At 62.6% G+C, this 23,643-nt stretch carries 18 protein-coding genes; 8 read left to right on the forward strand and 10 right to left on the reverse strand.

From position 1 onward, the window contains the following. Positions 1–29: 29 nt before the first annotated feature. Positions 30–3,035 carry an Rne/Rng family ribonuclease gene (locus NKH37_RS28630; protein ID WP_353041999.1) on the reverse strand — a complete coding sequence of 1,002 codons (3,006 nt, stop codon included), beginning with the start codon at positions 3,033–3,035 and terminating at the stop codon, positions 30–32. A 667-nt stretch (positions 3,036–3,702) separates the two neighbouring features. Between NKH37_RS28630 and NKH37_RS28635 the strand changes: the two genes are divergently transcribed. The 6 genes from NKH37_RS28635 (at position 3,703) to NKH37_RS28660 (ending at position 11,169) form a co-directional block, all read left to right on the forward strand. Further along, on the forward strand, positions 3,703–4,965 hold the full coding sequence (locus NKH37_RS28635; protein WP_353006509.1) for an N-acetylmuramoyl-L-alanine amidase: 1,263 nt from the start codon (positions 3,703–3,705) through the stop codon (positions 4,963–4,965). A gap of 214 nt (positions 4,966–5,179) precedes the next feature. Continuing rightward, complete coding sequence (locus NKH37_RS28640) at positions 5,180–7,636, forward strand: penicillin-binding protein 1A (protein ID WP_023717485.1); 2,457 nt, start codon at positions 5,180–5,182, stop codon at positions 7,634–7,636. A 150-nt stretch (positions 7,637–7,786) separates the two neighbouring features. Continuing rightward, positions 7,787–8,918 (forward strand): peptide chain release factor 2 gene (prfB, locus tag NKH37_RS28645; protein ID WP_352496193.1). Its coding sequence is split into 2 segments (ribosomal slippage): positions 7,787–7,852 and positions 7,854–8,918, totalling 1,131 coding nucleotides; the frame shifts between segments, so codons are not numbered across the junction. Positions 8,919–9,391: 473 nt separating this feature from the next. Next, the gene (locus NKH37_RS28650; RefSeq protein ID WP_023717488.1) at positions 9,392–9,778 is read left to right on the forward strand and encodes a hypothetical protein; all 387 of its coding nucleotides are present in this window, start codon (positions 9,392–9,394) and stop codon (positions 9,776–9,778) included. Between the two features lie 200 nt (positions 9,779–9,978). Beyond that, positions 9,979–10,347, forward strand: a complete 369-nt coding sequence (locus tag NKH37_RS28655) for a GFA family protein (RefSeq protein ID WP_352496192.1) — start codon at positions 9,979–9,981, stop codon at positions 10,345–10,347. 174 nt (positions 10,348–10,521) lie between these two features. Then, complete coding sequence (locus NKH37_RS28660; protein WP_353006507.1) at positions 10,522–11,169, forward strand: YiaD family glycine zipper/OmpA-like lipoprotein; 648 nt, start codon at positions 10,522–10,524, stop codon at positions 11,167–11,169. Between the two features lie 90 nt (positions 11,170–11,259). Here the strand turns inward: NKH37_RS28660 and NKH37_RS28665 are convergent, their stop codons facing one another. After that, positions 11,260–11,532, reverse strand: a complete 273-nt coding sequence (locus NKH37_RS28665) for a DUF2798 domain-containing protein (protein ID WP_023717491.1) — start codon at positions 11,530–11,532, stop codon at positions 11,260–11,262. A 48-nt stretch (positions 11,533–11,580) separates the two neighbouring features. Beyond that, positions 11,581–12,465 (reverse strand): NmrA family NAD(P)-binding protein, encoded by an 885-nt coding sequence (locus tag NKH37_RS28670; protein ID WP_353006504.1) that lies wholly within the window; start codon positions 12,463–12,465, stop codon positions 11,581–11,583. A gap of 120 nt (positions 12,466–12,585) precedes the next feature. Here NKH37_RS28670 and NKH37_RS28675 point away from each other — a divergent pair, with 120 nt between their 5' ends. Together NKH37_RS28675 and NKH37_RS28680 are read left to right on the forward strand one after the other, a co-directional pair. Next, complete coding sequence (locus NKH37_RS28675) at positions 12,586–13,479, forward strand: LysR family transcriptional regulator (RefSeq protein WP_352717370.1); 894 nt, start codon at positions 12,586–12,588, stop codon at positions 13,477–13,479. 444 nt (positions 13,480–13,923) lie between these two features. After that, positions 13,924–15,936 (forward strand): BTAD domain-containing putative transcriptional regulator, encoded by a 2,013-nt coding sequence (locus NKH37_RS28680; protein ID WP_352817999.1) that lies wholly within the window; start codon positions 13,924–13,926, stop codon positions 15,934–15,936. Positions 15,937–16,016: 80 nt separating this feature from the next. Here NKH37_RS28680 and NKH37_RS28685 read toward each other — a convergent pair whose 3' ends face one another. From NKH37_RS28685 to NKH37_RS28715, 7 genes are all read right to left on the reverse strand, one after another. Then, positions 16,017–17,612, reverse strand: a complete 1,596-nt coding sequence (locus tag NKH37_RS28685; RefSeq protein WP_031193535.1) for a DEAD/DEAH box helicase — start codon at positions 17,610–17,612, stop codon at positions 16,017–16,019. Between the two features lie 190 nt (positions 17,613–17,802). Continuing rightward, on the reverse strand, positions 17,803–18,576 hold the full coding sequence (locus NKH37_RS28690; RefSeq protein ID WP_352496188.1) for an NAD kinase: 774 nt from the start codon (positions 18,574–18,576) through the stop codon (positions 17,803–17,805). Between the two features lie 448 nt (positions 18,577–19,024). Continuing rightward, on the reverse strand, positions 19,025–19,783 hold the full coding sequence (locus tag NKH37_RS28695) for an MBL fold metallo-hydrolase (RefSeq protein WP_353042001.1): 759 nt from the start codon (positions 19,781–19,783) through the stop codon (positions 19,025–19,027). A gap of 2 nt (positions 19,784–19,785) precedes the next feature. Continuing rightward, positions 19,786–20,850: an ABC transporter ATP-binding protein gene (locus tag NKH37_RS28700; RefSeq protein WP_023717498.1), complete on the reverse strand. Its 1,065-nt coding sequence runs from the start codon at positions 20,848–20,850 to the stop codon at positions 19,786–19,788. Further along, complete coding sequence (locus NKH37_RS28705) at positions 20,847–21,629, reverse strand: ABC transporter permease (RefSeq protein WP_023717499.1); 783 nt, start codon at positions 21,627–21,629, stop codon at positions 20,847–20,849. Before NKH37_RS28705 ends, NKH37_RS28700 begins: the two co-directional genes overlap by 4 nt. A gap of 2 nt (positions 21,630–21,631) precedes the next feature. Further along, positions 21,632–22,477: an ABC transporter permease gene (locus tag NKH37_RS28710; protein ID WP_353006501.1), complete on the reverse strand. Its 846-nt coding sequence runs from the start codon at positions 22,475–22,477 to the stop codon at positions 21,632–21,634. 13 nt (positions 22,478–22,490) lie between these two features. Continuing rightward, the gene (locus tag NKH37_RS28715) at positions 22,491–23,597 is read right to left on the reverse strand and encodes a polyamine ABC transporter substrate-binding protein (protein WP_352643518.1); all 1,107 of its coding nucleotides are present in this window, start codon (positions 23,595–23,597) and stop codon (positions 22,491–22,493) included. Positions 23,598–23,643: the final 46 nt, after the last annotated feature.

The following is a 23,643-nucleotide window of genomic DNA, read 5'->3' on the forward strand; positions in this document are numbered from 1 at the left end:
CAGAAAGTCTGGCTAATACACGGAAAAGCTTAGAAAAAGCCCTTCCGCTGCCACCAGCCGGCACGCTTCGGCTTGTCCTCGGCCTTTGCTTCCTCGGTCTTTGCCTCGTCGGGGACGATCGAGGAGACGACCGGCACGACCGGAGCATCCACCGGTGCGGGTTTGCGCCGCGACGGCCGGGCTTTCGGCGTTTCCTTGGCAGCCGCCACTTCGGTCTCCTGCCGAACCGGCGCAGCGGTCTCGCCGGAAGCCACCGCCGCGGCTTCGGCGGCCGATGTCTCGGCGCCCGCAATCTCGGCAACTGCTTCCGCCGCGGCCTTCTTCGGCTTGGCGGCGCGGCGCGGCTTCTTCGGCTTTTCGGCGCTCGGCGTGTCGTCGTTCGCCGGAGCACGCACCGCAAGCTCTTCGGCCGGCGGCGCGCCTTCCGGCTCGGCGGTCACGGGCTCTGCTTCCAATACGGCACCTTCTGTCATGCCGGCCGGCTCGCCGGCGCTGGCTTCGACGCCGTCCTCACCGTCTTCACGGCGATTGCGCTTGCCGCCGCGCTTGCCGCGCCGGCGCTTCTTGCCGTGACCGTCGTCCGCCGCTTCCGCAGTTTCGGCAACACCGGCCGGCGCTTCACGTTCCGCTTCCGCGCCTTGCTCGGCGGCGGCTACGAGGGCGTCGTCCGTCGGCGCCGAAACGGAAGCACCTTCCCCGGCAGCGGCCTGTTCACGATCCCCGTGTTCACGATCCCCGTGTTCGCGATCCCCGTGTTCGCGATCCCCGTGTTCGCGATCCTTGCCGCCGCGCCGTCTGCGGCGCTTGCGGCGCTTGCGATCGCGGCCTTCGCCGTCCTCGCCGGACCTTGGCTGCTGCGGCTGCTGGGCAGGGCGTGGCTGCTCAGCCTGCACTGGTGCCTCCTCTTCCTCCTCGATGACGATCTCGTCCTCGGGTTCTTCCGGCTCGACATAGGCCGGGAACGTGCGGGCCTCGACAAAGCCTTCCGGCTTTTCGGCCAGCGCGCCGCGGAAGATGGCATAGTGTTGTGCACCGACCGTGTCATCGGCTTCGATGGTGATGGTCACGCCGAAGCGGTGCTCGAATTCCACCAGCGTGCCGCGCTTGTGATTGAGCACATAGAGCGCGGTCGCTGCCGGCGTCCGCACCGTGATGTGGCTGCGCGAATCCTTGAGCAGGAATTCCTCGATTGCCCGCACCACCATCAGCGCAACCGACGAATCGGAGCGCACATGGCCGGTGCCGCCGCAATGCGGGCAAGGCTTCATCGTCGATTCCAGCACGCTGGCACGGATGCGCTGACGCGACATTTCCATCAGCCCGAAATGCGAGATGCGGCCGACCTGGATGCGGGCGCGGTCGTTCTTGAGGTGATCCTTCAGCCGCTTCTCGACGGAGCGGTTGTTGCGGTTCTCCTCCATGTCGATGAAGTCGATGACGATCAGGCCGGCGAGATCGCGTAGCCTCAATTGCCGGGCGACTTCCTCGGCGGCTTCCAGATTGGTGTGAAGCGCGGTGTCCTCGATCGAGTGCTCCTTGGTGGAACGGCCCGAATTGACGTCGATGGCGACCAGCGCTTCCGTCTGGTTGATGATGATGTAGCCGCCGCTCTTCAGCGTCACCTGCGGCTGCAGCATGCGGTCGAGCTGTGCTTCGATGCCGTTGCGCACAAAGATCGGCGTCGTGTCGCGGAACGGCTGTACCACCTTGGCGTGGCTCGGCATCAGCATGCGCATGAAATCCTTGGCCTCGCGGTAGCCTTCTTCGCCGGAAACCAGGATCTCGTCGATATCCTTGTTGTAGAGGTCGCGCACCGACCGCTTGATCAGGCTGCCTTCCTCATAAACCAGGGCAGGGGCCGTGGATTGAAGCGTCAGATTGCGGACATTTTCCCAAAGCCGCATCAAATATTCGTAGTCGCGCTTGATCTCTGCCTTGGTGCGGCTTTCGCCGGCCGTACGCAGGATGACGCCCATGCCTTGCGGCACTTCGAGATCGGCGACCACTTCCTTCAGCCGCTTGCGGTCCTGCGCATTGGTGATCTTGCGCGAAATGCCGCCGCCGCGCGCCGTGTTCGGCATCAGCACCGAATAGCGGCCGGCCAGCGACAGGTAGGTGGTCAGCGCCGCACCCTTGTTGCCGCGCTCTTCCTTGACGACCTGCACCAGCAGGATCTGCCGACGCTTGATCACTTCCTGGATCTTGTACTGGCGGCGCACCGGCTTGCGGCGGTTGCGCACTTCTTCAAGCGCGTCTTCGGCGCCGACCGATTCGACCTCGTGATCGTCCGAATGCGAGGATTGCACCTCCTCCAGCATGCCGCGATCATTGTCTTCGGACGTCGCTTCGCCGCTCGTCTCGGCCCCGCCTGTCTCGACCTCCCTTGTCTCTACTTGCGGGACGGCTTCCGAGATTACGTCGGCGTCGACGCTGGCAGCGATGGAACTGGATCCGCCTTCGGACGGCTCGGTCTCGCCGCTATCGGCGACTTCATCACTCTGTCCGGCGGCATCCTCGCTCTGTCCGACAGTATCGGACATGGTGTCGCCGCCGTCGGCAGCGGCATCCAGGTTCTCTGCGACGGCATCTTCGCCGCTCTCGCCATTCTCACCGTCGGACGCGCCTGCCTCGCGCCTGTGCTCGCCGCGGTCGCGGCTCTTGCCGCCACGCCGGCGTCCGCGCTTGCCGCGGTCGCGGCTCTGGCGGTCGTCGCCCTCGGCGGCTTCCTCGTCCTCTTCGTCCTGGGCTTCCTGTGCTTCCGCACGCAGCAGCGCCTGACGGTCGGCGACCGGAATCTGGTAATAGTCGGGGTGTATTTCACTGAAGGCGAGGAAACCGTGACGGTTGCCGCCATATTCGACGAAGGCTGCCTGGAGGGAAGGTTCGACGCGCGTTACGCGGGCGAGATAGATGTTTCCTTTGAGCTGCTTCTTGTCCTGGGATTCAAAGTCGAATTCTTCAATACGGTTACCGCGAACGACGACAACGCGTGTTTCCTCCGGGTGGGAGGCGTCTATCAGCATTTTGTTGGGCATTATTTCGTTTCCCCCCGGCAGCCGTCGGCCGCAGCTTGCGGGGCAATGCCCGCTGCCGTGGACCTGGAACATGGGTGCCGGACAATTGAACGTCCGCCGGCCGCTGCCTGAGCGCCATGGCGGTGCCGCCCGCAGCCGTAGTGGCGCGGTTTGTTGCGGACCTTTCCATGATTGCGCTTGAAGCCATCGTAACCAGCAGAACCTTTTGAACCAAAGCCCGGGAAAAACCGGACCAGCTTGTTTGCTCATACAGAGCCGGCACGGGACAATCCCGGCCGTTTTGCTCACGCAGGCGATTCCCCCGCCACGGGAGCACGCCTGCGAAAATCGTCGCGATCACCGATGCCTTCTTCGCCTGAAGCGAAAGGAGCCGTCTTGCGTCTGACCTGTAGCAGGAAGCTGCGGAGGAGGACGGTTCCAGGATTGCAGTGATCCACCATCGCTTTTATGATTTGGCGGGTTGGAAGGCAACCCCGATTCCCGACGCCGGCAAAAAGCCGTTCCGCAACGGAAGCCCAGGTTCCAAGCCTTCCATGAAAAGGCTTGGTTAACCTTCTCTGGATACCAATCGTTAATCGAGTTCGCGGCCTGCCGGCACTTTGACAAGCAATAGGGCACTTTGACGAACGATCGGGCATGACGCCAAACAGGAGCGACTGGTAGAAAGATGGGACTGGCAGGCTTCGCAGACAAGGGCCGTCATCATGAAGGCTGGTTGTTCCGCACCGCCTGCCTGCTGCCGCTGATCCTGGCTTGCCTAGTCTTTCCGCCACTTTCGCGTGCTGCCGACGTACCGATCGGCGCCACAAGCTACAAGATGGCCGGCGATGCCACCAAGATGCGCATCGTCATCAATTTCGACCGCGATCCCGACATCAAATGGTTCCTGCTGCGCGGCCCCAATCGTCTGGTCATCGATCTGCCGGCCACGAGATTCGCCCTAAATGCCAAGGATGTGAAGCCGCGCGGCCTTGTCCGCGCCGTGCGTTACGGCGGACTCGGCGAGGGAAAATCGCGGCTGATTCTCACCGGCAAGGGACCGTTCGCCGTCGACAATCTCGACGTGCTGAAGAACGATGACGGCAGTGGCTACCGCATCGCCATCGACATGTCGGCGGCGTCGCAGCGGGAATTCGATGCAGCGCTCGCCAATCAGGCGCTGACCACCGGCTCGACAGTCTCTGCCGACAAGGCCGGCAGGGTCGGTACCGGGCCGGTCTCCAATCCGGGCCATCGTTTCACCGTCGTCGTCGATCCCGGCCACGGCGGCATCGACGGTGGTGCCGAGGGCCTGAACGGCACTGTCGAGAAGAACGTGACGCTCGCCTTTGCCATGGAACTGCGCGACAAGCTCACCGCCAGCGGCAAATATGACGTGTTCCTGACGCGCGAAACGGACGAGTTCCTGCGGCTCGACGATCGCGTGCGCATTGCTCGCCAGCATGAGGCCGACCTGCTCATCTCGATCCATGCCGACACGATCAGCCTCAAGGGCATTCGCGGCGCAACCGTCTACACCGTGTCCGACAAGGCTTCCGATCCCGAGGCACAGGCGCTTGCCGACCGTGAAAATCTTTCCGACCAGTTCGCCGGCATGGAGATCAAGGACGACAGCAAGGAAGTGACCGATATCCTGATCGACCTGATCCGCCGCGAGACGCATAATTTTTCGATGAGCTTCGCGCACACTCTTGTCGGCCAGCTTTCCACCAGCGTCGGCCTGATCAACAACCCGCAGCGTTCTGCCGGCTTCAAGGTGCTGAAGGCGCCGGACGTTCCGTCCGTGCTGGTCGAACTCGGCTATCTGTCGAACGCCAAGGACGAAGCGCAGTTGCTCAGCGCCGATTGGCGCAACAAGGCGACCCAAAGCATAACCAACGCCGTTGCACTGTTTGCTTCGGCCAAGAGCGGAACGGGGGCCGGAGGCTGAAATGCCCGCCGGCGCCCACAACCTGAGGCAGCGTTGCACGGCGACAACACCCTGTGCTTTTATTTCCGGCATTCGAAACCGAAATTCCACGCTGCCGTATTTTGCCCACATGGTCGCGACATGGCTTTTGCGATTACGGGTTGGGATCGTCCCGAAAGCTTGCGCGAAGGGCGGCTTCGTTTAGGAAATTCCCGAACCAAGGACTGGAGCGGGTATGATTCGTCTCATTGGCTATTTCTTCGGCATCGGCACGACGCTGGCCCTTTTGGTCGCGGCGGGCGTGGCGATCTATATCGGCCATTTGTCGAAGGACCTGCCCGATTACGAGGTGCTGGCCAAATACGAGCCGCCGGTGACGACCCGCATCCACGCGTCGGATGGCGCGCTGATGGCCGAATATGCGCGTGAGCGGCGGCTTTATCTGCCGATTCAGGCGATCCCGGATCGAGTCAAGGCGGCCTTCCTGTCGGCCGAGGACAAGAACTTTTACAATCATCCCGGCATCGACGTGACCGGCCTTGGCCGCGCCATTGTCGTCAACCTGCAGAATCTTGGCTCGGGAAAGCGCCAGGTCGGCGCCTCGACCATCACCCAGCAGGTGGCGAAGAACTTCCTGTTGTCTTCAGACCAGACCTACGAGCGCAAGATCAAGGAGATGATCCTCGCCTTCCGCATCGAGCAGGCCTATTCGAAGGATCGCATTCTCGAGCTCTATCTCAACGAGATTTTCTTCGGTTTCGGTGCCTATGGCGTCGCCGGTGCTGCGCTCACCTATTTCGACAAATCGGTGAACGAGCTCACCGTGGCCGAGGCTGCCTATCTTGCCTCTCTGCCGAAGGGGCCGAACAACTATCATCCCTTCAAGCATGCCGATCGCGCCTTGGAGCGCCGCAACTGGGTCATCGACCAGATGGTCGAGAACGGTTACGTCACCCATGAAGAAGGCGAGAAGGCCAAGGCCGAGCCGCTCGGCGTCACGCCGCGCCGCACCGGCAACTATCTCTTCGCCGGGGAATATTTCACCGAGGAAGTGCGTCGCCAGATCATCGCGCGCTACGGCGAGAATGCGCTCTACGAGGGCGGCCTTTCCGTCCGTACCACGCTCGATCCGAAGATGCAGTTGATTGCCCGCAAGGCCATGCAGAACGGTCTCATGAAGTTCGATACGCTGCGCGGCTACCGCGGGCCGGTCACGAGCATCGATGTTTCCGGCGACTGGGGCGTGCCGCTGGGCAACGTCAAGCGACTGGAGGACGTGCCGGAATGGTCGCTTGCCGTCGTGCTCGATAGCTCGGCCACCGGCCTGTCCATCGGCCTGCAGCCGACGCGCCAGATCTCCGGCGAAATCGTCAAGGACCGCCTCGAAGGCACCGTCAGCAAGGAAGACATGAGCTTCGCCATGCGCCACGTGGTCGACGGCAAAACCGTCAAGGCGAAGTCGCCGGCCGACGTGCTGAAGCCGGGCGACGTGATTTTCGTGCAGAGGAACGACGGCTCGGACAACAGCTACAGCTTGCGCCAGGTTCCCGAAGTGGAAGGCGGCCTGATCGCCATGGATCCGCATACCGGACGCGTCCTGGCCATGGTCGGCGGTTTCTCCTATGCGCAGTCGGAGTTCAACCGGGCGACGCAGGCCATGCGCCAGCCGGGGTCGTCGTTCAAGCCGATCGTTTATTCGGCCGCCCTCGACAATGGCTATACGCCCGCCTCTGTGATCATGGACGGGCCGATCACCATCCAGAGCGGCAACACGACCTGGACGCCCAAGAATTACGACGGAACGGTGGCCGGTCCGGCGACCTTGCGCTCCGGCATCGAGAAATCGCGCAATCTGATGACGGTGCGGCTTGCCAACGACATGGGCATGAAACTGGTCGTGGAGTATGCCGAGCGTTTCGGCGTCTACGACCATCTCGCGCCGTATCTGCCGATGGCGCTGGGTTCCGGCGAGACGACGGTGATGCGCATGGTATCGGCCTATTCGATCATGGCCAATGGCGGCAAGTCGATCAAGCCGTCGCTGATCGACCGCATCCAGGACCGCTACGGCAAGACCGTCTTTAGGCAGGACGAACGCGGCTGCTCAAACTGCAACGCCGCAGAATGGCAGAACCAGCCAGAGCCGGAGTTGGTCGACAATTCCGAGCAGGTGCTCGATCCGATGACCGCCTACCAGATCACATCGATGATGGAGGGCGTCGTTCAACGCGGTACCGGCGCCACCATCAACGAACTCGGCCGTCACATCGCCGGCAAGACCGGAACGACCAACGACGAAAAGGATGCCTGGTTCATCGGCTATACGCCGAACCTCGTTGTCGGCCTTTATATGGGCTACGATCAGCCGAAAGGTCTTGGCAAGGGCGCGACCGGCGGCGGCCTTGCTGCGCCGATCTTCAAGGATTTCATGCGCGTAGCGCTGGACGGCACGCCCAATGTCGACTTCAAGGTTCCCGAAGGCATGAAGCTGATTGCGATCAATCGCAAGACCGGCATGCGGGCCAACGAGGGTGACGCCGGAACCATCATCGAAGCCTTCAAGCCGGGTACCGGTCCCGCCGACAGCTATTGGGTGATCGGCATGGGTGCGGACGGCTCCAACGCCACCGGCGGGGCGCTGTCGCCGCAGGCCAACCAGGCTATCCAGTCGGGCGGCGGCGGGCTCTACTGACAATCGTTACATCCGGTCGGGCCGGCTTGACGATCATGGTCGAGCCGGCCCATCCCGCTTTACAGGGGCCGGTGCTTTACAGGGGACATTGCCGTCCCTATGTATCGCGCCACCAAACCGCCATTCAGCAACAGGACAGAACAGCCAGCCATGCGCGCGGAAACGCAAAATATTGTCGACGAGATCAGGCAGGCGATCACCCTGCTGAGGAGGCATCTTTGACTGGGACCAGGCCATAAAGCGGCTTGAGTACCTGAATGTCCGCGCCGAGGATCCGAGCCTCTGGAACGAGCCGTTGGAAGCGCAAAAGCTGATGCGCGAGCGTCAGGGCCTCGAGGAAGGCATTGCCGCGGTCAAAGGCCTCACCCAGGCTCTGGAAGACAATATCGGCCTGATCGAGCTTGGCGAGGAAGAGGGCGACGAGGGCGTCGTCGCGGAGGCCGAGGCGGCGATCCGCTCGATGCGCGGCGAGGCCAAGGCGCGCCAGATCGAAACGCTGCTGTCGGGCGAGGCGGACGCCAACGATAGCTATCTGGAAGTCCATGCCGGCGCCGGCGGCACCGAAAGCCAGGACTGGGCCTCGATGCTTCTGCGCATGTATACGCGCTGGGCCGAGCGCCGCCGCTTCAAGGTCGAGGTGCTGGAAGTGCATGACGGCGAAGAGGCCGGCATCAAGTCAGCCACGCTGCTGATCAAGGGCCACAACGCCTATGGCTGGCTGAAGACGGAATCCGGCGTGCATCGTCTCGTGCGTATTTCGCCCTATGACAGCAATGCGCGCCGCCACACCTCCTTCGCCAGCGTCTGGGTCTATCCCGTCATCGACGATACGATCGACATCGACGTTTCCGAATCTGACGTCCGTATCGACACGTATCGTTCTTCGGGATCGGGCGGCCAGCATGTCAACACCACCGATTCGGCGGTCCGCATCACCCATCTCGCCACCGGCATCGCGGTTGCCTGCCAGGCGGAGCGCTCCCAGCACAAGAACAAGGCCAAGGCCTGGGAAATGCTGCGCTCGCGGCTTTACGAGGAAGAGCTGAAGAAACGCGAAGCGGTGGCGAACGCCACCGAAGCGTCGAAGAGCGATATTGGCTGGGGCCACCAGATACGGTCCTACGTGCTGCAGCCCTATCAGCTGGTGAAAGATCTGCGCACCGGCGTCGAGAGCACCAGCCCGTCGAGCGTGCTCGACGGCGACCTCGACGATTTCATGGAGGCCTCGCTGTCGCAGCGCATCGAGGGTGGCGCCGGAGAAACGGTGGCCGACATCGACTGAAGGCGGGCACCAACCCGGCAATTTCAGTCCATCACGCGAGAGTTACGGCCACGGCGCGAGAGTGACGAGTTCTCAGCTTGAACTTACCTGTCGTTCTACAACTTTGTTTTTCATCAGAATTTCCAAAATCGATTTCCGCTTTTGACGCGAATGCTTCGAGCCTGCCGGTGCCGAGCCCGGAACCACTGCGAGCCGAATTCCGTTATTGGCAACCCTCGCTGCCGGGGGTGATCGTACCAGTCTCGTCAACCCGGCCGGCAGGCTGGTTCCGGCCGCAGAGGTCGGCGTTCGGTTTGCGACAGCAATTCCTTGCGCCGACCAAGGAATCAGCCCAGCATCCAAGCGCTGGGGAGGAAAAAAGCATTTATGGCCGGGCGCGGCGTATCTGCGACCTGACGATCCGGCCACTGGGAAGACACGTTCCGGGAACGGGCAAGCGAGATGCTTGACAACCGTTGATAGGAACTGCGCCCATGCCTGCTCTTACAACCAGACCGGCCCATGCCGTTCACACGGCGCGCCGATTTCTGAATTCCCTTGTCGCGGCAGTGGTTTTGATAGCTGCCGCGATGCCATTCGCGGCGCCTGCTCTGGCGCATGATGCCAAGCCGACCGCGGCGATGCCGCAAGGCTGGAGCTATCCGTTCTCCTGCTGCTCGGGCTATGACTGCCGCGAGGTTGCGCCGATATCTATCGGCGAGCGCCCCGAAGGCTATGTCATCAAGGGGACAGGCGAAGTCGTGGCCTATAGCGACAAGCGCATCAAGAATTCGCCCGACGGCGCATATCACTGGTGCTCGGTCGCCGGCGCCAATGACGGAAAGACCATCTGTCTGTTCGTGCCGCCATCGTCCTATTGATGCATGTCGCCCCCAAAAGCTTGCCCTTGGGCTTGACCCGAGGGTGTGCAGGGTTTTTGGGATCGACACGCCCTCGATTGGGTTACAACACTTTTGAAACTGCGCATTGCAGACGACAGATCTGCTGACGGAGAGTTGTCAGGAGCGTTTCTTTATGGTGCCTTGCCGTAGGGGCGGCGGGCATTGTGAGGGACTAATCCATGACCATCAAGGCAAGCTGCCACTGCAAGGCGACCACGTTCGAGGTTTCGCAAGCGCCGCAGACGGTGACGCGATGCACCTGTTCCTTCTGTTCGAAACGCGGGTCGTTGTGGGCCTATTACACGCCATCGCAATTCAGACTTACCAGCCCGCCGGAGAATGTTTCGTTCTACCGATGGGGATCGAAAACCATAAAACACGGTTTTTGCGCCACCTGCGGCTGCGGCACCTTCACCGAAACGCCGGACTGGTCGACGGGCGAGCCGAATTTCGACAATCCGAAGATCAGCGTGAATTCGCGGCTGTTCGACCATTTCGATCTCGACAAGGTCGAAGTGGTGGTCATCGACGGCAAGAACCTCTGGTAGACGGTCGAATTGCGGTGGTCGCGCGAGCCGCTGGCAGCCGGGTGGAATGAGCCGGGGAAAGCCGCCGCAGCGGCTTTTGCTGGTCCGCTTTTCGCCGCATTTCATGTTACAAGTCGCTGGAAGGGCTGATGCGGTGCGCCATTGCGCGGCCGTGGTATGGAGAGGGACCACCATATGAAAAAGATTGTGCTCGCCGTCGTGGCGACGGCTGTGCTCGTGAGCGCATGCACCACCGATCCCTACACCGGGGAGCAGAAGGTTTCCAACACCGCTGCCGGCGCCGGTCTGGGAGCGTTGGCTGGTGCCGGGCTCGGCATGCTTGCCGGCGGCAACGACCGCCGCAACGCGCTGATCGGCGCGGGCATCGGTGCGCTTGCCGGCGGCGCCATCGGCGCCACCATGGACCAGAACGAGGCCGAACTGCGCCGGCAGCTTGAGGGCACCGGCGTCAGCGTCACCCGCACCGGCGACCAGATCATCCTCAACATGCCGTCCGACATCACTTTCAACGTCGACCAGGATGCGGTGAAGGCTGGGTTCTATCCGGTGCTGAATTCGGTTGCCCTTGTGCTGAAAAAGTTCCGGCAGACCACCGTCGACGTGTTCGGCCACACCGACTCGACCGGCGGCGACGAGCACAATTTCGACCTGTCGCAGCGCCGCGCCCTGGCGGTCGCCAACTATCTGTCCGGGCAGGGCGTCCATTCCCGCCGCTTCGCCGTCACCGGCTTCGGCAAGACGCGTCCGATCGCCTCCAACGCGACCGCTGCCGGCCGGGCTCAGAACCGCCGCGTCGAGATCCAGCTGTCGCCGCTCACCTGAGGCAAGCGCATGAACCGAGAGCGGCTCCGTACGGGGCCGCTCTAATGGTTATGCCGGACCGCCGGCCGCCGGCGCGCTGCGTTTGTGATATCAGGACCGGGCCGGCTGATCGACAATCGCGGCAACGATCCGGCGCACGATCGGAAGCACAATCAGCAGGCTGGGAAACGCAACAAGCCATGAAGCGCCCCATGCATAGCTCCAGGCCGCAATAAACCCGTCCGTCCAGCCTGCGCCGATTGCCGTCGAAACCGCCGAGACAATCGAGGACATCAGAATCGAAAGAACCAACGGCATCACCACCGCGCCGTAGGAGGGCGGCAGCTTTCTCAATTTGAAGGCTCGGTCCGGTGATGCTTGCATCGAAATCTCCTAATCAGAAAGTGTGCGTAAGCGTTATTGTGAGGACGATCAGGCGGCATGTGCCACCGGCAGCGCCAATTCCCGAATGAAGCTTCGCAGCGAACGCGGCTCGCGGCCAAGCGCGGCGCGCAACGCCAGGCTGTTCCCGCCGAGGCCGTATTTGGCGTAGTGGCTGTGTACTTTGGCCAGCATCTGCAACTGCCGGTCGGTATAGGGAAGGCGGGCTTTCGCCGCCCAGTCCTGAAATGTCGGCTCGCCTGCTGAAACCGGCCGGCCAAGCGCCTCGCTCATCATGGCAACGACCTCTTCGCGGCTGTGCATACCGTCGGCGCACAGCTCGAGGGTCGCATAGGACAAACGCGTTTCGGTCAGTGCGATCGCTGCCACTTCAGCCACGTCGCGATAGTCGACGCGGGCCAGCTTCGCCGTCTTTGGAAACGGCTCGGCGAAAACGCCATGCTCGACGACGGACGGCCAGGCCGCCGCGATATTTTGCATGAAATTGGCCGGGTGCAGAATGGTGTATTCCATGTTCGTCGAATAGAGGGCAGCTTCGACCGGTACCTTGCTTGCATGGTTTTCCAGCCTCGTATTGGTGGGCTGGATCACAGATGAGAAGACGAATTTCCGAACGCCTGCTCGCGCCGCTGCCTCAACCATGGCAACCCCCATGGCGGCTTCGTCGGGAGCAAAGGCCGGCCCGATGTGGAAGACACCGTCGACACCTTCGACGGCCTGTTCAAGGCTTTGATGGTTGCGCAGATCACCGATCGCGATCTCGGATGCCCCGGCTTTCCGGGCTTTTTCGGCAGCCGCGGCGTCACGAACAAGCGCTCTAACCCTGGCATTGCGGCGGACGAGTTCAGGCACCACCAAACCGGCAACGCGGCCTGCGGCGCCTACGACCAGGACGGTTGGACTGGGTGTTCGCATGACGATCTCCTTCCCTCGAGTCTGCCTTTCGGCCTGTGCAGGGAAGATAAAATCTAGCGAACTGCGTTACAATTGATCGATGTGGCGATAGTTTATCCCGATTTTCGGGAGAAATACGCGATGAGCCGGATAGATGATTTCGAAGCCTTCATTGCCATTGTCGAGCATGGCAGCCTGACGGCTGCCGCACGCCGGCTGAACCGCTCACTGCAGTCGGTCAGTCGGTCTTTGGCGACATTGGAGGAATCCATCGGGGTCGAGCTTCTGCACAGGACGACGCGCCGCTCGACGCCGAGCGAAGCCGGTGCGGCCTTTTTCCAACGCATCAAGCCCGCCATCGAGGAAATAAACGAAGCCAGGCTTCAGGCGGCCAACCGACGATCCGAGCCGTCCGGCATCCTGCGTGTGAGTGCCCCGGTTCTGTTCGGCCCGGATTTCCTGATGCCGGTCATCGCCGACTATATGCGGACATATCCCCAGGTTGAGGTTGACCTCCAGCTTTCCGATGAATTTGTCGATCTGGATGCCGTGGGTCTCGATCTGGCGGTCCGGATCGGCGATTTGCCGGATTCCAGTCTACGGGCGAAGCGGCTGGGGGCGTTGCGGCGCGTCGTGTTCGGCGCACCTGCCTACTTTCGACAACGCGGCCGACCGGCCCATCCGCTTGAATTGCGTGAGCATGAATGCATCGTACGAACTGTTGACGGCCGCCCGGGCGAATGGATGTTTCAGATTGAAGGCAAGCCCCGGCCGGTGAAGGTCGCGGGCACCTTCCGGTCCAATTTGATGATATCGATCTATGCAGCCGCGGTTCACGGCTTGGGTTTGGGCTACTCCCCGCTTTGGCAGGTAAAACACCTGGTGGACGATGGCCGCCTGGAGCTGGTTCTGACCGAATTCGAGCCGGTGCCGGTGCCGATACATGCCGTGTGGCCGGAAGGCAGGTCGTCCTCGGCCAAAGTACGCGCTTTTCTGGACCTGTTGGCATCTCGCCTGGAACTCAGGAACCTTTAGGGCCCAAACCAAACTGAGCGCCGATCTTACCTCATCGATATCAAGTTCGTGATCAGAACTGCCTTGACGGCGTCGGGTGCTGGTTGATGGACCTCCAAATGTCCGATGTCGTTCAGCTGATCGATCGTCAAATCTGCCAGTGCCCTGCGTCTTACGGCGGTCCGCCGCCATCTCGTGAAGACAGCGATCATCATTGCTGCGCTTTTCAAGCCAGACCCAAGCAAGCGTTTGGACATGCCGCGGGCGGCGCGAGTTTCCGTGTGAGCCATTGTTTTGGTCTCCCATTTCGAGTTTGCGGATGGGAGCGTGCCACGCAGGCGTTTTCGGGCTGTTCGGCTGTGTGTGAACAATTGGGAGGAGTCCGACGATCCGCCGTTAAATCGGTGTTAAATCGATCCACCGAGATGCTATTCTGTCGCCGCGGTCAAAGTCTGGAGACGATTTGTGCGCATCCGGTTGCTTGGTGGCCTGGAGGTTACTTCCCCGGAGCGCCGGCCCGTCCGGTTCGCCACACGCAAGACTTCGCTTCTTTTTGCTGCTCTGGTTCTCGCAGGCCGCCGCGGCCATCGTCGCGAGCAGCTTTCCGAAGCCTTTTGGCCGGGGCGAAGCAATGGGCAGGCCCGCAATAGTTTGCGTCAGGCGCTGGTCGACATCAGGCGCACGTTCCCCGCCAGCTCGGATGCCACCGTCTACATCGATGGGGATCAGGAAACCGTCGCGCTTATTGCCGGTCCGGATGAGGCGGACATCTCGATCTTCGACCGGAAGCTGGAGGAGGGCCGGACCACTGATCTCGCCTTCGCCGCCGATCTGTACCGCGGTGAGCTGCTTGCCGGGCAAGCCATTCCTGACGAACTGGACGAGTGGTTCAGACCTTATCTGAGCAAGTATCAGCGCAAAGCGCTGCAGTTGGTCGATCGGCTGAGCCTGGCGCTGCCCGCACCCGGCTCAGCGGAAGAGACGGCCTGCGAAGGGCTCGCGGAGAGATTGCTCGCCCCGGATCCGACGGCGGAGGCGGCCCATCGGGCGCTGATCCGCATCCACGCTCATCGAGGTCACGAAAACGCCGCCTTACGCCAGTTCGAGCTGTGTCGGGCAGCTTTGAAAAAACATCTGGATGCAGAGCCTGAGGAGCAGACAAGCTCGCTGGCGGCTTCTCTGCAGTCCCGTGAACGACCTGAACGTCCGCGGCCGGAGCCAAGCTCCGGCGTCGCATCACTGGCGCAGGTTCTGGCGGCCCCGACGAGGCGCGACGACCACCCATCGATAGCGGTGCTGCCGTTTCAGAATCTAAGCGGTGATATGGAGCAGGAATATTTTGCCGACGGTATGGTGGAAGACATTGTCACGGCCTTGGCTCACTTTCGTCACCTGTTCGTAGTCGCACGGAATTCGAGCTTCACCTACAGGGGACGGTCCGTAGACATAGAGCAGGTCGGGCGTGAGCTGGGCGTGCGCTATGTGGTCGAGGGAAGTGTTCGCCGGGCTGGCGACCGCCTGCGCATCGCCGGGCAGCTCATCGACACCTCGACAGGGGCCTATCTCTGGGCCGACCGTTTTGACGGAGCGCTCGCCGAAGTCTTCGATCTGCAGGACCAGGTCGCCTCGAGCATTGTCGGCGCAATCACACCGAAAATGGAGGAGGCTGAGATCGAGCGTGCCAAACGCAAACCGACTGAAAGCCTCGACGCCTATGACTACTATCTCCGCGGGCTGGCGGCCTTTGACCGGACGATCACTAGTAGGTCGGCCATTGACGATGCCTTGCGCCTCTTCATGAAGGCGATCGACGGTGACCCGGAGTTTGCCGCAGCCTATGCGCGGGCGGCGCGGTGCTATGCTACCCGAAAAAGCAACGGCTGGATGGTCGACCGCGCGAAAGAGAATGCCGAGGCTACTCGACTGGCCAGGAGAGCGGTCGAACTCGGAAGGGACGATGCGATTGCGCTTTCCTTCGGTGGATACGTGCTCGGCTACGTAGGTGGCGACCTTGACGACAGTGCGGCTTGCATCGATCGCGCGCTCGTTCTCAACCCGAATCTAGCGGCCGCGTGGGGCCTAAGCAGCTGGGTCAGGGCTTGCTTTGGCGAGCCAGGCAAGGCCGTCGAGCACGCCGCGCTTGCCATGCGCCTAAGCCCATTGGATCCACGCCTGTTCGCTTGGCAATTCAACACCGGGCTCGCTCATTTTTGTGCCGGCCACTACGATGACGCCGCCACTTGGGCGGGAAAGTCGCTGCGGTACCAACCGAACTACGTGAGCGCGATGCGTGTAGTGGCGGCGAGTCATGCCCTTGCGGGGCGCCTGTCGGAAGCGCAGCAGATGATGGCCCGGGTCTGCGAGCTCGATCCCTCGCTGCGGCTTTCGAATCTTGCCGAGGTGCTGCCGCCGTTTTATCGACCGGACGATCGCAGCAGGTACATCGAAGGCCTTCGCAAGGCGGGCCTGCCGGACTAACGCCATCTCAGCGTGAGGCGAGGCCGTCTTATGCCGGCTTCGTGCTTCGCGCGTCGGCGGGACGCGCGAGCGCTGTGGTATCAGACCTTGGCGACGATCCGCATGAAGGCCGGCATGTCGTCGCCGAAGCCCACGGTCGCGTCATTGTCTTCCTGGCGCTGACGGGCAGGGCGCTCGCGCTGTGGCCTGGTATCGCCGCGTTCCGGCGCGCGCCGCTCGCTGCGATCGGGCGAAGCCTTCCGTTCAGGTGAAGCTTGGCGCTCGCTGTTTTCCGAGCGGATCGCCTCTTTGCGGGTACGCCGCTCGCCGATGTCGGCGACCGCGGCTTCGGCCACGACCGGCTGTTCCTCGCTTACCGCTTCCGGCGCCGTTTCCTCGCCACGTTTGGCGTGGCGTTCACGCGGCTTGCGCTCGCCCCTGTCCTTGGCGTCGTCCTTGCGCCCGGCGCGGCGTGGCGCACCACGGCCACGGCGGGGGGCCTCATCCTCGCCGCCTTCGCTGACGACGACCGTCGACAGGTCGCCGTCATGCCACTCGATCTTGGTGCCGATCAGCCGTTCGATGGCGTCGATGTATTTGGTGTCCGATTTGGTCGCGATGGTGAAGGATTTGCCGGAGCGTCCGGCGCGGCCGGTACGGCCGATGCGGTGGACATAATCCTCGGCGTGGATCGGCACGTCGTAGTTGAAGACATGGCTGACGTCGGGAATGTCGAGGCCGCGCGCCGCGACGTCCGAAGCAACGAGATAGCGCAGCTTGCCGTCACGGAAATTGGCCAGCATCTGCATGCGCGCGCGCTGGTCCATGTCGCCGTGCAGGGCGCCGGCGTCGAAATCATATTTCAGCAGCGAGCGGAACAGCTCCGACACCTCGACCTTGCGGTTGCAGAAGATGATGGCGTTCTTCAGCTCGGCATCCTCGGCCTTCATCAGATTGCGCAGCGTCTCGCGCTTGTCCCAAGGCTTTGGCCCGGATTTCACCAGCCGCTGGATGATGTTGGTGGCGGCCGATGCAGCCTTCGACACTTCGACGCGCACCGGCGCGTGCAGGAACTTCTCGGTGAGCTTGGTGATCTCCGGCGGCATCGTCGCTGAGAAGAACAGCGTCTGCCTGGTGAACGGGATCATCTCGCAGATGCGCTCGATGTCGGGGATGAAGCCCATGTCGAGCATGCGGTCGGCCTCGTCGATGACGAGGATCTCGACGCCATTGAGCAGGAGCTTGCCGCGCTCGCGATGGTCGAGCAGGCGGCCGGGAGTCGCGATCAGCACGTCGGCGCCGCGCTCGAGCTTCTTGTCCTGCTCGTCGAAGGACACGCCGCCGATCAGCAGCGCGATGTTGAGCTTGTGGTTCTTGCCGTATTTGACGAAGTTTTCCTCGACCTGCGCGGCTAGCTCGCGCGTCGGCTCGAGGATCAGCGTACGCGGCATGCGGGCGCGGGCGCGGCCCTTTTCCAGCCGGGTGAGCATCGGCAGGACGAAGGACGCCGTCTTGCCGGTGCCGGTCTGGGCAATGCCCAGCACGTCCTTGCCGAGCAAGGCGTGCGGGATAGCACCAGCCTGGATCGGCGTCGGCTCGGTGTAGCCGGCATCGGTAACTGCGGAAAGGACCTTCGGCGACAGGCCGAGGTCTGCGAAGGTCAACGCTTCTTGAGCGATCTGGGTGTCTGAGGACAAGTTTGGCTGTCTTTGGCTGGTTCGGGGGCGCAACATAGACAGTCGCGGCAAGCGCCGCGCGCCTGCAAGATTGGTATTGCAGGTAGGCGCAAGCCTACGATTTGTCAACACAAACGGGCGGCATTGGCGCGATTGTGAAGTCGTAACCTTAATCGCGATGCTTAATTTGCGCAGTGGCTGCTGCGCCGGCTCAGTAGCGGAACTGTTCGGCGAGAATGCGCTCGTTCCACGAATGGTTGGGATCGAACAGCAGCGTCGCCGTCGCCGTCGGCGATTCCCTCACCGTGACCGTCGTCACCGCCTTGACCTCGGTGTGGTCGGCGGCGGCATTCACCGGCCGCTTTTCCGGCTCCAGAATGTCGAAACGCACGATCGCCTTGTTGGACAGCAGCGCGCCGCGCCAGCGGCGCGGACGAAACGGGCTGACCGGGGTCAGTGCCAGCAGCGGAGCGTCGAGCGGCAGGATCGGCCCGTGCGCCGACAGATTATACGCGGTCGAGCCGGCCGGCGTCGCAATCATCACGCCGTCGCAGTGCAATTCCTCCAGCCGCTCTTGCCCATCCACGGTGATGCGGATCTTGGCCGTCTGGTAGGATTGGCGCCAAAGCGCGACCTCGTTGATCGCCAGCGCCGAAATCGTCTCACCCTCCGCCGTCACCGCCTGCATCTCCAGCGGACGGATCGTTTCGGCGACCGCAGCCGCGATGCGCCCGGTCAAGCCGCTGGCGCGGTATTCGTTCATCAGGAAACCGATGGTGCCACGGTTCATGCCGTAGACCCTCTTTCCCGTGCTCATCGTCTCGCGCAGGGTCTGTAGCAGAAAGCCGTCGCCACCGAGCGCCACGACGATCCCGGCATCCTCGACGGATGCCTGGCCGTAGCGTGCCGAAAGGCTTTCCAGCGCTGCATTGGCGTCGGCTGTACCGGATGAGACGAAGGCGAAACGGCTGGCGGTTTTGCTCATGGCTCTCAACGACAACCGATTGGCAACGACCGATTGGTGGCGACCGGTTGCGGGGTCGCGCCAGCGCCGGGTTAGCATGGGCGGGCATTTCTGCAAAGGGAGGGAGGTGTCTTGAGATGGCGGCCAAACAGGGCGCACTCGCGCATCATGTCGGGGGACAAAATGATGTGATGGTTAAGACCTGCCTTAAACTCTCGTAAAGCCGGATCGATCATGTTAGCCGGCAGTGGATGGGCGGCGTGGGGCTAACCAGTCGAGGCCGATCTATTGCCGCTGGCACGCTTGATTATCGTCTTCCTGATGCTGGCAAGTTTTGCCCTGGCTTTCGCGGAACTGGTGCGCCAGTCGGAGGAAAAGAGTTTTAGACCCGAGCCCACGGCCTCACGCTGCGGCGACGCGGCGGGCACACCCTGCCCGCAAAGGGCGCTTTGACGCTATAGCGTAGTCCTTATCGGGCGAGCAGATGGCAGCCGGCCTGGCGCTTTTGCGCGAGATACTCGTCGACAAGCTGGCGATAGCGGACTTTGCCGAAGCTCGGGAAATGCCCACCATGCACGACCGAGACATCGAGACCGCGCATACGCAGCAGCGTTTCGACATAGTCGTCGATATCGGAGTGATAAACGTCGTCGATCAGCGGGCCGTCATAGATGATGTCGCCGGAAAACAGGATGCCCGTCCTGTTTTCGTAGAGCGCAATGCCGCCGGGTGAATGGCCGGGCGTGTGGATCACCTCGAAGGCACGGTCGCCAAGATCGACGATGTCGCCTTGTTCGAGCAACCGGCCGGCTGGTGCGGGTAGGATCCGGTAGCGATTCGTGTCCCAGCCTTGCGGCATGCCGTCGAACATCTCGTCGGTGGCATAGCGGTCGGCAACCGTCCATTCATTGCGCGGGTCGGCGAGGATCCCGGCCTCGGCCGGGTGCACGCAGCGGTCGAGAAATTCGTGATGGCAGCCGATATGGTCGAAATGCGTGTGGCTGGCCACGCAGGTGAGCTTGCGTTCCGTGACCAGCGGCACGTGGCGGCGCAGGCTAAAATGGCCGAGGCCGGTGTCGAACAGCAGATCGCGGTCGCGGCCGCGCACATGCCAGATGTTGCAGCGGAAGAACGGCTTGATCCACGGCTCGTGGATCAGCGTCACGCCATCGCCCATGCGGATGCTTTCGTACCAGTGGCCGGCGTCGATGATTGGAAGCGTGCTCATGTTCAGTCCGCAAGCAGGATGACGTCGCCAGCATCGCACGATACGGCGACAACGTCGCCCGGCTGGACGGCCGATGCGGAGGGGACCTTGGCGATGAAGTGCAACGCCGGGTCGGTCGTGGAGGTTCCCAGCACGCGCTTGAAGCTACCCTGGAAGACGACGTCGCTGACCTTGGCCATGCCAAGCGCTACAGGGCCGCTGGCAGCGCCGAGGACAAGATGCTCAGGCCGGACGGCCAGCGCAACCGTCGAGCCGGCCGGCAATGTGCCAGCCAGCGAGAGCGACCCAAGCTTCGTGGTGACGGTGATTTTGCCGCTCTTCGCCTCGGTCACTGTTCCGGAAATCAGCGTGCTTTCGCCCATGAAGGTCGCGGAAAAGCGCGTCGCCGGCCGTGCATAGACGCGCTCTGGTGGCCCTTCATCCTCGATGCGCCCGTCATTCATCACCACGCAATGGTCGGCCAGCGCCATCGCCTCTTCCTGGTCGTGGGTGACGTGGATGAAGGCGGTGCCGACACGCTTCTGGATCGCCTTCAACTCGTCCTGCATCTGCCGGCGCAATTTGAGGTCGAGCGCACCGAGCGGCTCGTCGAGCAGGAGCACCGCCGGCTCGACCACCAGGGCGCGCGCCAGTGCCACGCGCTGCCGCTGCCCGCCGGAAAGCTGGTGCGGCTTCTTGTCGAAGGCGGTGGCGAGGCCAACCAGCGCCAGCGCCTCGCGCGCCCTTGCTGCCCGGGTTGCGCCATTGACACCCTGCATGCGCAGGCCGAAGCCGACATTGCTGCCGACGCTCATATGTGGGAACAGCGCATAGTCCTGGAACACGGTCGTCGTCGGCCGCTTCGCCGGTGGTACTGCGGTGCAGTCCTCGCCGCGGATCAGCACCTTGCCTTCGCTCGGCATGACGAAGCCGCCGAGAATGGACAAAAGCGTCGTCTTGCCGGAGCCGGACGGCCCAAGCAGGATCGTGTAGCTGCCCGGCTCGATCGTCAGCGAGACATTCTTCAGCACCGTGTGCTGGCCGAAGCGATGCGAGACAGAGCTTATATCGACCAGTGGCGCCGTCATGCCGGCTTCCTCCGCAACAGCATCAGCTCGAACAATACCACCAGCACGATGGAGACGGCGAAGACCAGCGAGCCGACGGCGTTGGTCTTGGGATTGAGACCGGAGCGCAGCAGGTTCCAGATCTCGACAGGCAGCGTCGTGTCGAAGCGCGTCAACAGGAACGAGATGACGAATTCGTCCCAGGAGAAGGTCATCGACAGGAAGAAACCGGCGAAGATCGCCGGCGCCATCACAGGCACGGTGATCAGCAGCAGCACCTTCCATTCGGGCGCGCCGAGGTCGCGCGCGGCGCGCTCGATATTGATCTGGTGGTCGCCCATCTGACTGTAGACGATGGCAAAGCACAGCGGCAGGTTGATCACGACATGGCCGATGCCGGCGGCAAGAAGCGACTTCGGCACGCCGGCCCAGTTGAACAGCACCAGCAGCCCCATGCCGATGATGAGATAGCTGACGGTCAGTGGCAGCGTGATCAGTCCACGCATCAGGCCCGAGCCCGGCAAGGCGAAGCGTGCAAAACCCCAGGCCGAGAGAAAGCCGAGCGTGACGGCGACAGCCGAAGAGAGGACGGCAACCAGCAGCGAGTTGACCAGCGCCGAGGTGAGCCGCGTATCGGCGAGCACGGCCTCGTACCAGCGCAGCGACGGCCCGGTGAAGGGCGGGATCGGAAACGACGTCGCCTGCAGCGAAAACAGTATCAGCACAACCACCGGCAGGAAGATGAAGCCGTAGATGGCGATGGCGTAAAGGCCGGAGACGAGGCGGATGAGAGCGCGCATGGTCAAGCCCGCTCGATCTTCAACCAACGGGCGCAGGCGAGATAGGCAACGGTGACGACTGCCATCAAGATGATCGACAGCGCCGAGGCGAGCGGAAAATCGCCGCGCCGGCCGATCTGCATCATGACGAGCTGCGGCATCAACAGCTCATTGTTGCCGCCGAGGATCTGCGGTGTGATGTAGTCGCCGATGCACAGCACAAAGGTGAGGAAGGCGCCGACCATGATGCCAGGCAGCGTCAGCGGCAGAACGACATGCAGGAATGTCCGGATCGGCCCGGCGCCGAGGTCGGCTGCGGCCTTGCGGTAGCTGGGGCTGAGCTGCTTCAGATTGGCGAAGATCGTCAGCGTCAACAGCATGACGAAGAAATGCACGAAGCCGGTGACGGTCGCTAGCCGCGTATTGGCAAGCTGCAGCGGATCGCTGAACAGCCCGGAGCCGGTCAGCGCGCGGTTGACGACGCCGTTCTGCGCCAGCACCAGCAGCCACGAATAGGAACGCACGACATAGGAGGTCCAGAACGGCAGCACCGCCAGCATCAGCGCCAGCCGCTGCCAGCGCTCCGGCACCTGCTCGGCCAGGATCCAGGCGAAGGGATAGGCAAGCAGCACCGAGATCACGGTGACGATGGCCGTGACCTGCAGCGAGTTCACCATCGCCTGCCAGTAAGATGGATTGGCAAAGAACTGGCTGTAGTTGGACAGCGTGAAGCCGCCGCCTTCATGCGCCGTCAGGCTGGATACCGCCATGGCGACGAAGGGCAGCACGAAGAACAGCAGCGTCCAGCCGAGCGCCGGCGTGACCAGCGCCCAGGGCAGGGCACGCCCGCCCTTGCTGGAAAAGTTCACGACCGGCAGCCGGTCATTGCGCCTGCAGCATTTCGGTCCAGACGTCCTGCATCTTCTTGTCGAGATCGGCGTTCGGCGCCGGATAGGACTGGGCGCGGGCGAGGAACTCCGGCTGCTCGTCGAAGCGCAGGATCTTCTTCTGCTCGTCGCTCAGCGCCGCTTTGGTGTTGGCCGGCATGCCCCAATAGCAGGACGAGGTGGCGAGCCGCGCCTGGCCTTCGGGGCTCATAATGTACTGGATGAATTTAAGTGCCAGGTTCTTGTTCTTGGAATCCTTGAACATTGCCAGCGACTGCGACCACAGCACGGCGCCTTCCTTCGGGATCGAGAAGTCGAGCGCCGGGTTTTCCTTGGCCAGCCCCGCCGTCACCCATTCGCCACCTCCGACCAGTATGTCGACCTCGCCGGTCGCCAGCGCTGTCTGGCTGGCGGTCACTTCGCCGACCAGCTTGGCATTGGCCTTCATTTTGAGCAGCTGTTCCTTGATGGCGGGAAGGTCGGCTTCGGTCAGTTCCGCCGTCTTCTTGCCGATCGCCAGGGCGGCCATGCCGATGACCGGCAGGTAATAGTCGTAGATGGCGATCTTGCCTTTGTATTTATCGCCGGTCAGCGCCGCCATCGACTGCATGTCGGCCGGGTCGACTTTGGTCTTGTTGTAGCCGATCGTGTTGTACCCGAACTTTTCGGTGATGCCGTAGCGCTTGCCGTCGACCACGGTGGAGCTATCCATCTTCACCTGCGGAAACAGGTCGGCCAGCGGCAGCTTGTCTTCCGGCAGTGGCTCGAACAGGCCTTTTTCGACGCCGCGCGGTATGTCGATGCTGTCGATCACCATCACGTCCCAATCGCCGGGCTGCGATTGTTCGACGATCGCCAGGCCAGCGCCGGTGCCTTCGAACTCCTTGACATTGACCCTGACGCCGTTGGCCTCCTCGAAAGGCTGCAACAGCGCCGGATCGGCGTGATCGCACCAGATCAGCGCGTTGAGGTCCTGCGCCTGAGCGAGGCTGCCCGTCGCCAGCAGCAGTGCCGCCGCGGCACATGCGCTGTGGAGATGGCTCTTCAGAACCGAAATCGTATTCCTGGTAGTTGGATTGGGGGTCTTTGGATTGATGGACATCGAGTGTTCTCCCTTGCCTTTTTTGGCTTGTGGCAAAAAATTGAAC

The sequence above is a fragment of the Mesorhizobium sp. M1217 genome (genome assembly GCF_040318275.1).
Lineage (GTDB): Bacteria > Pseudomonadota > Alphaproteobacteria > Rhizobiales > Rhizobiaceae > Mesorhizobium.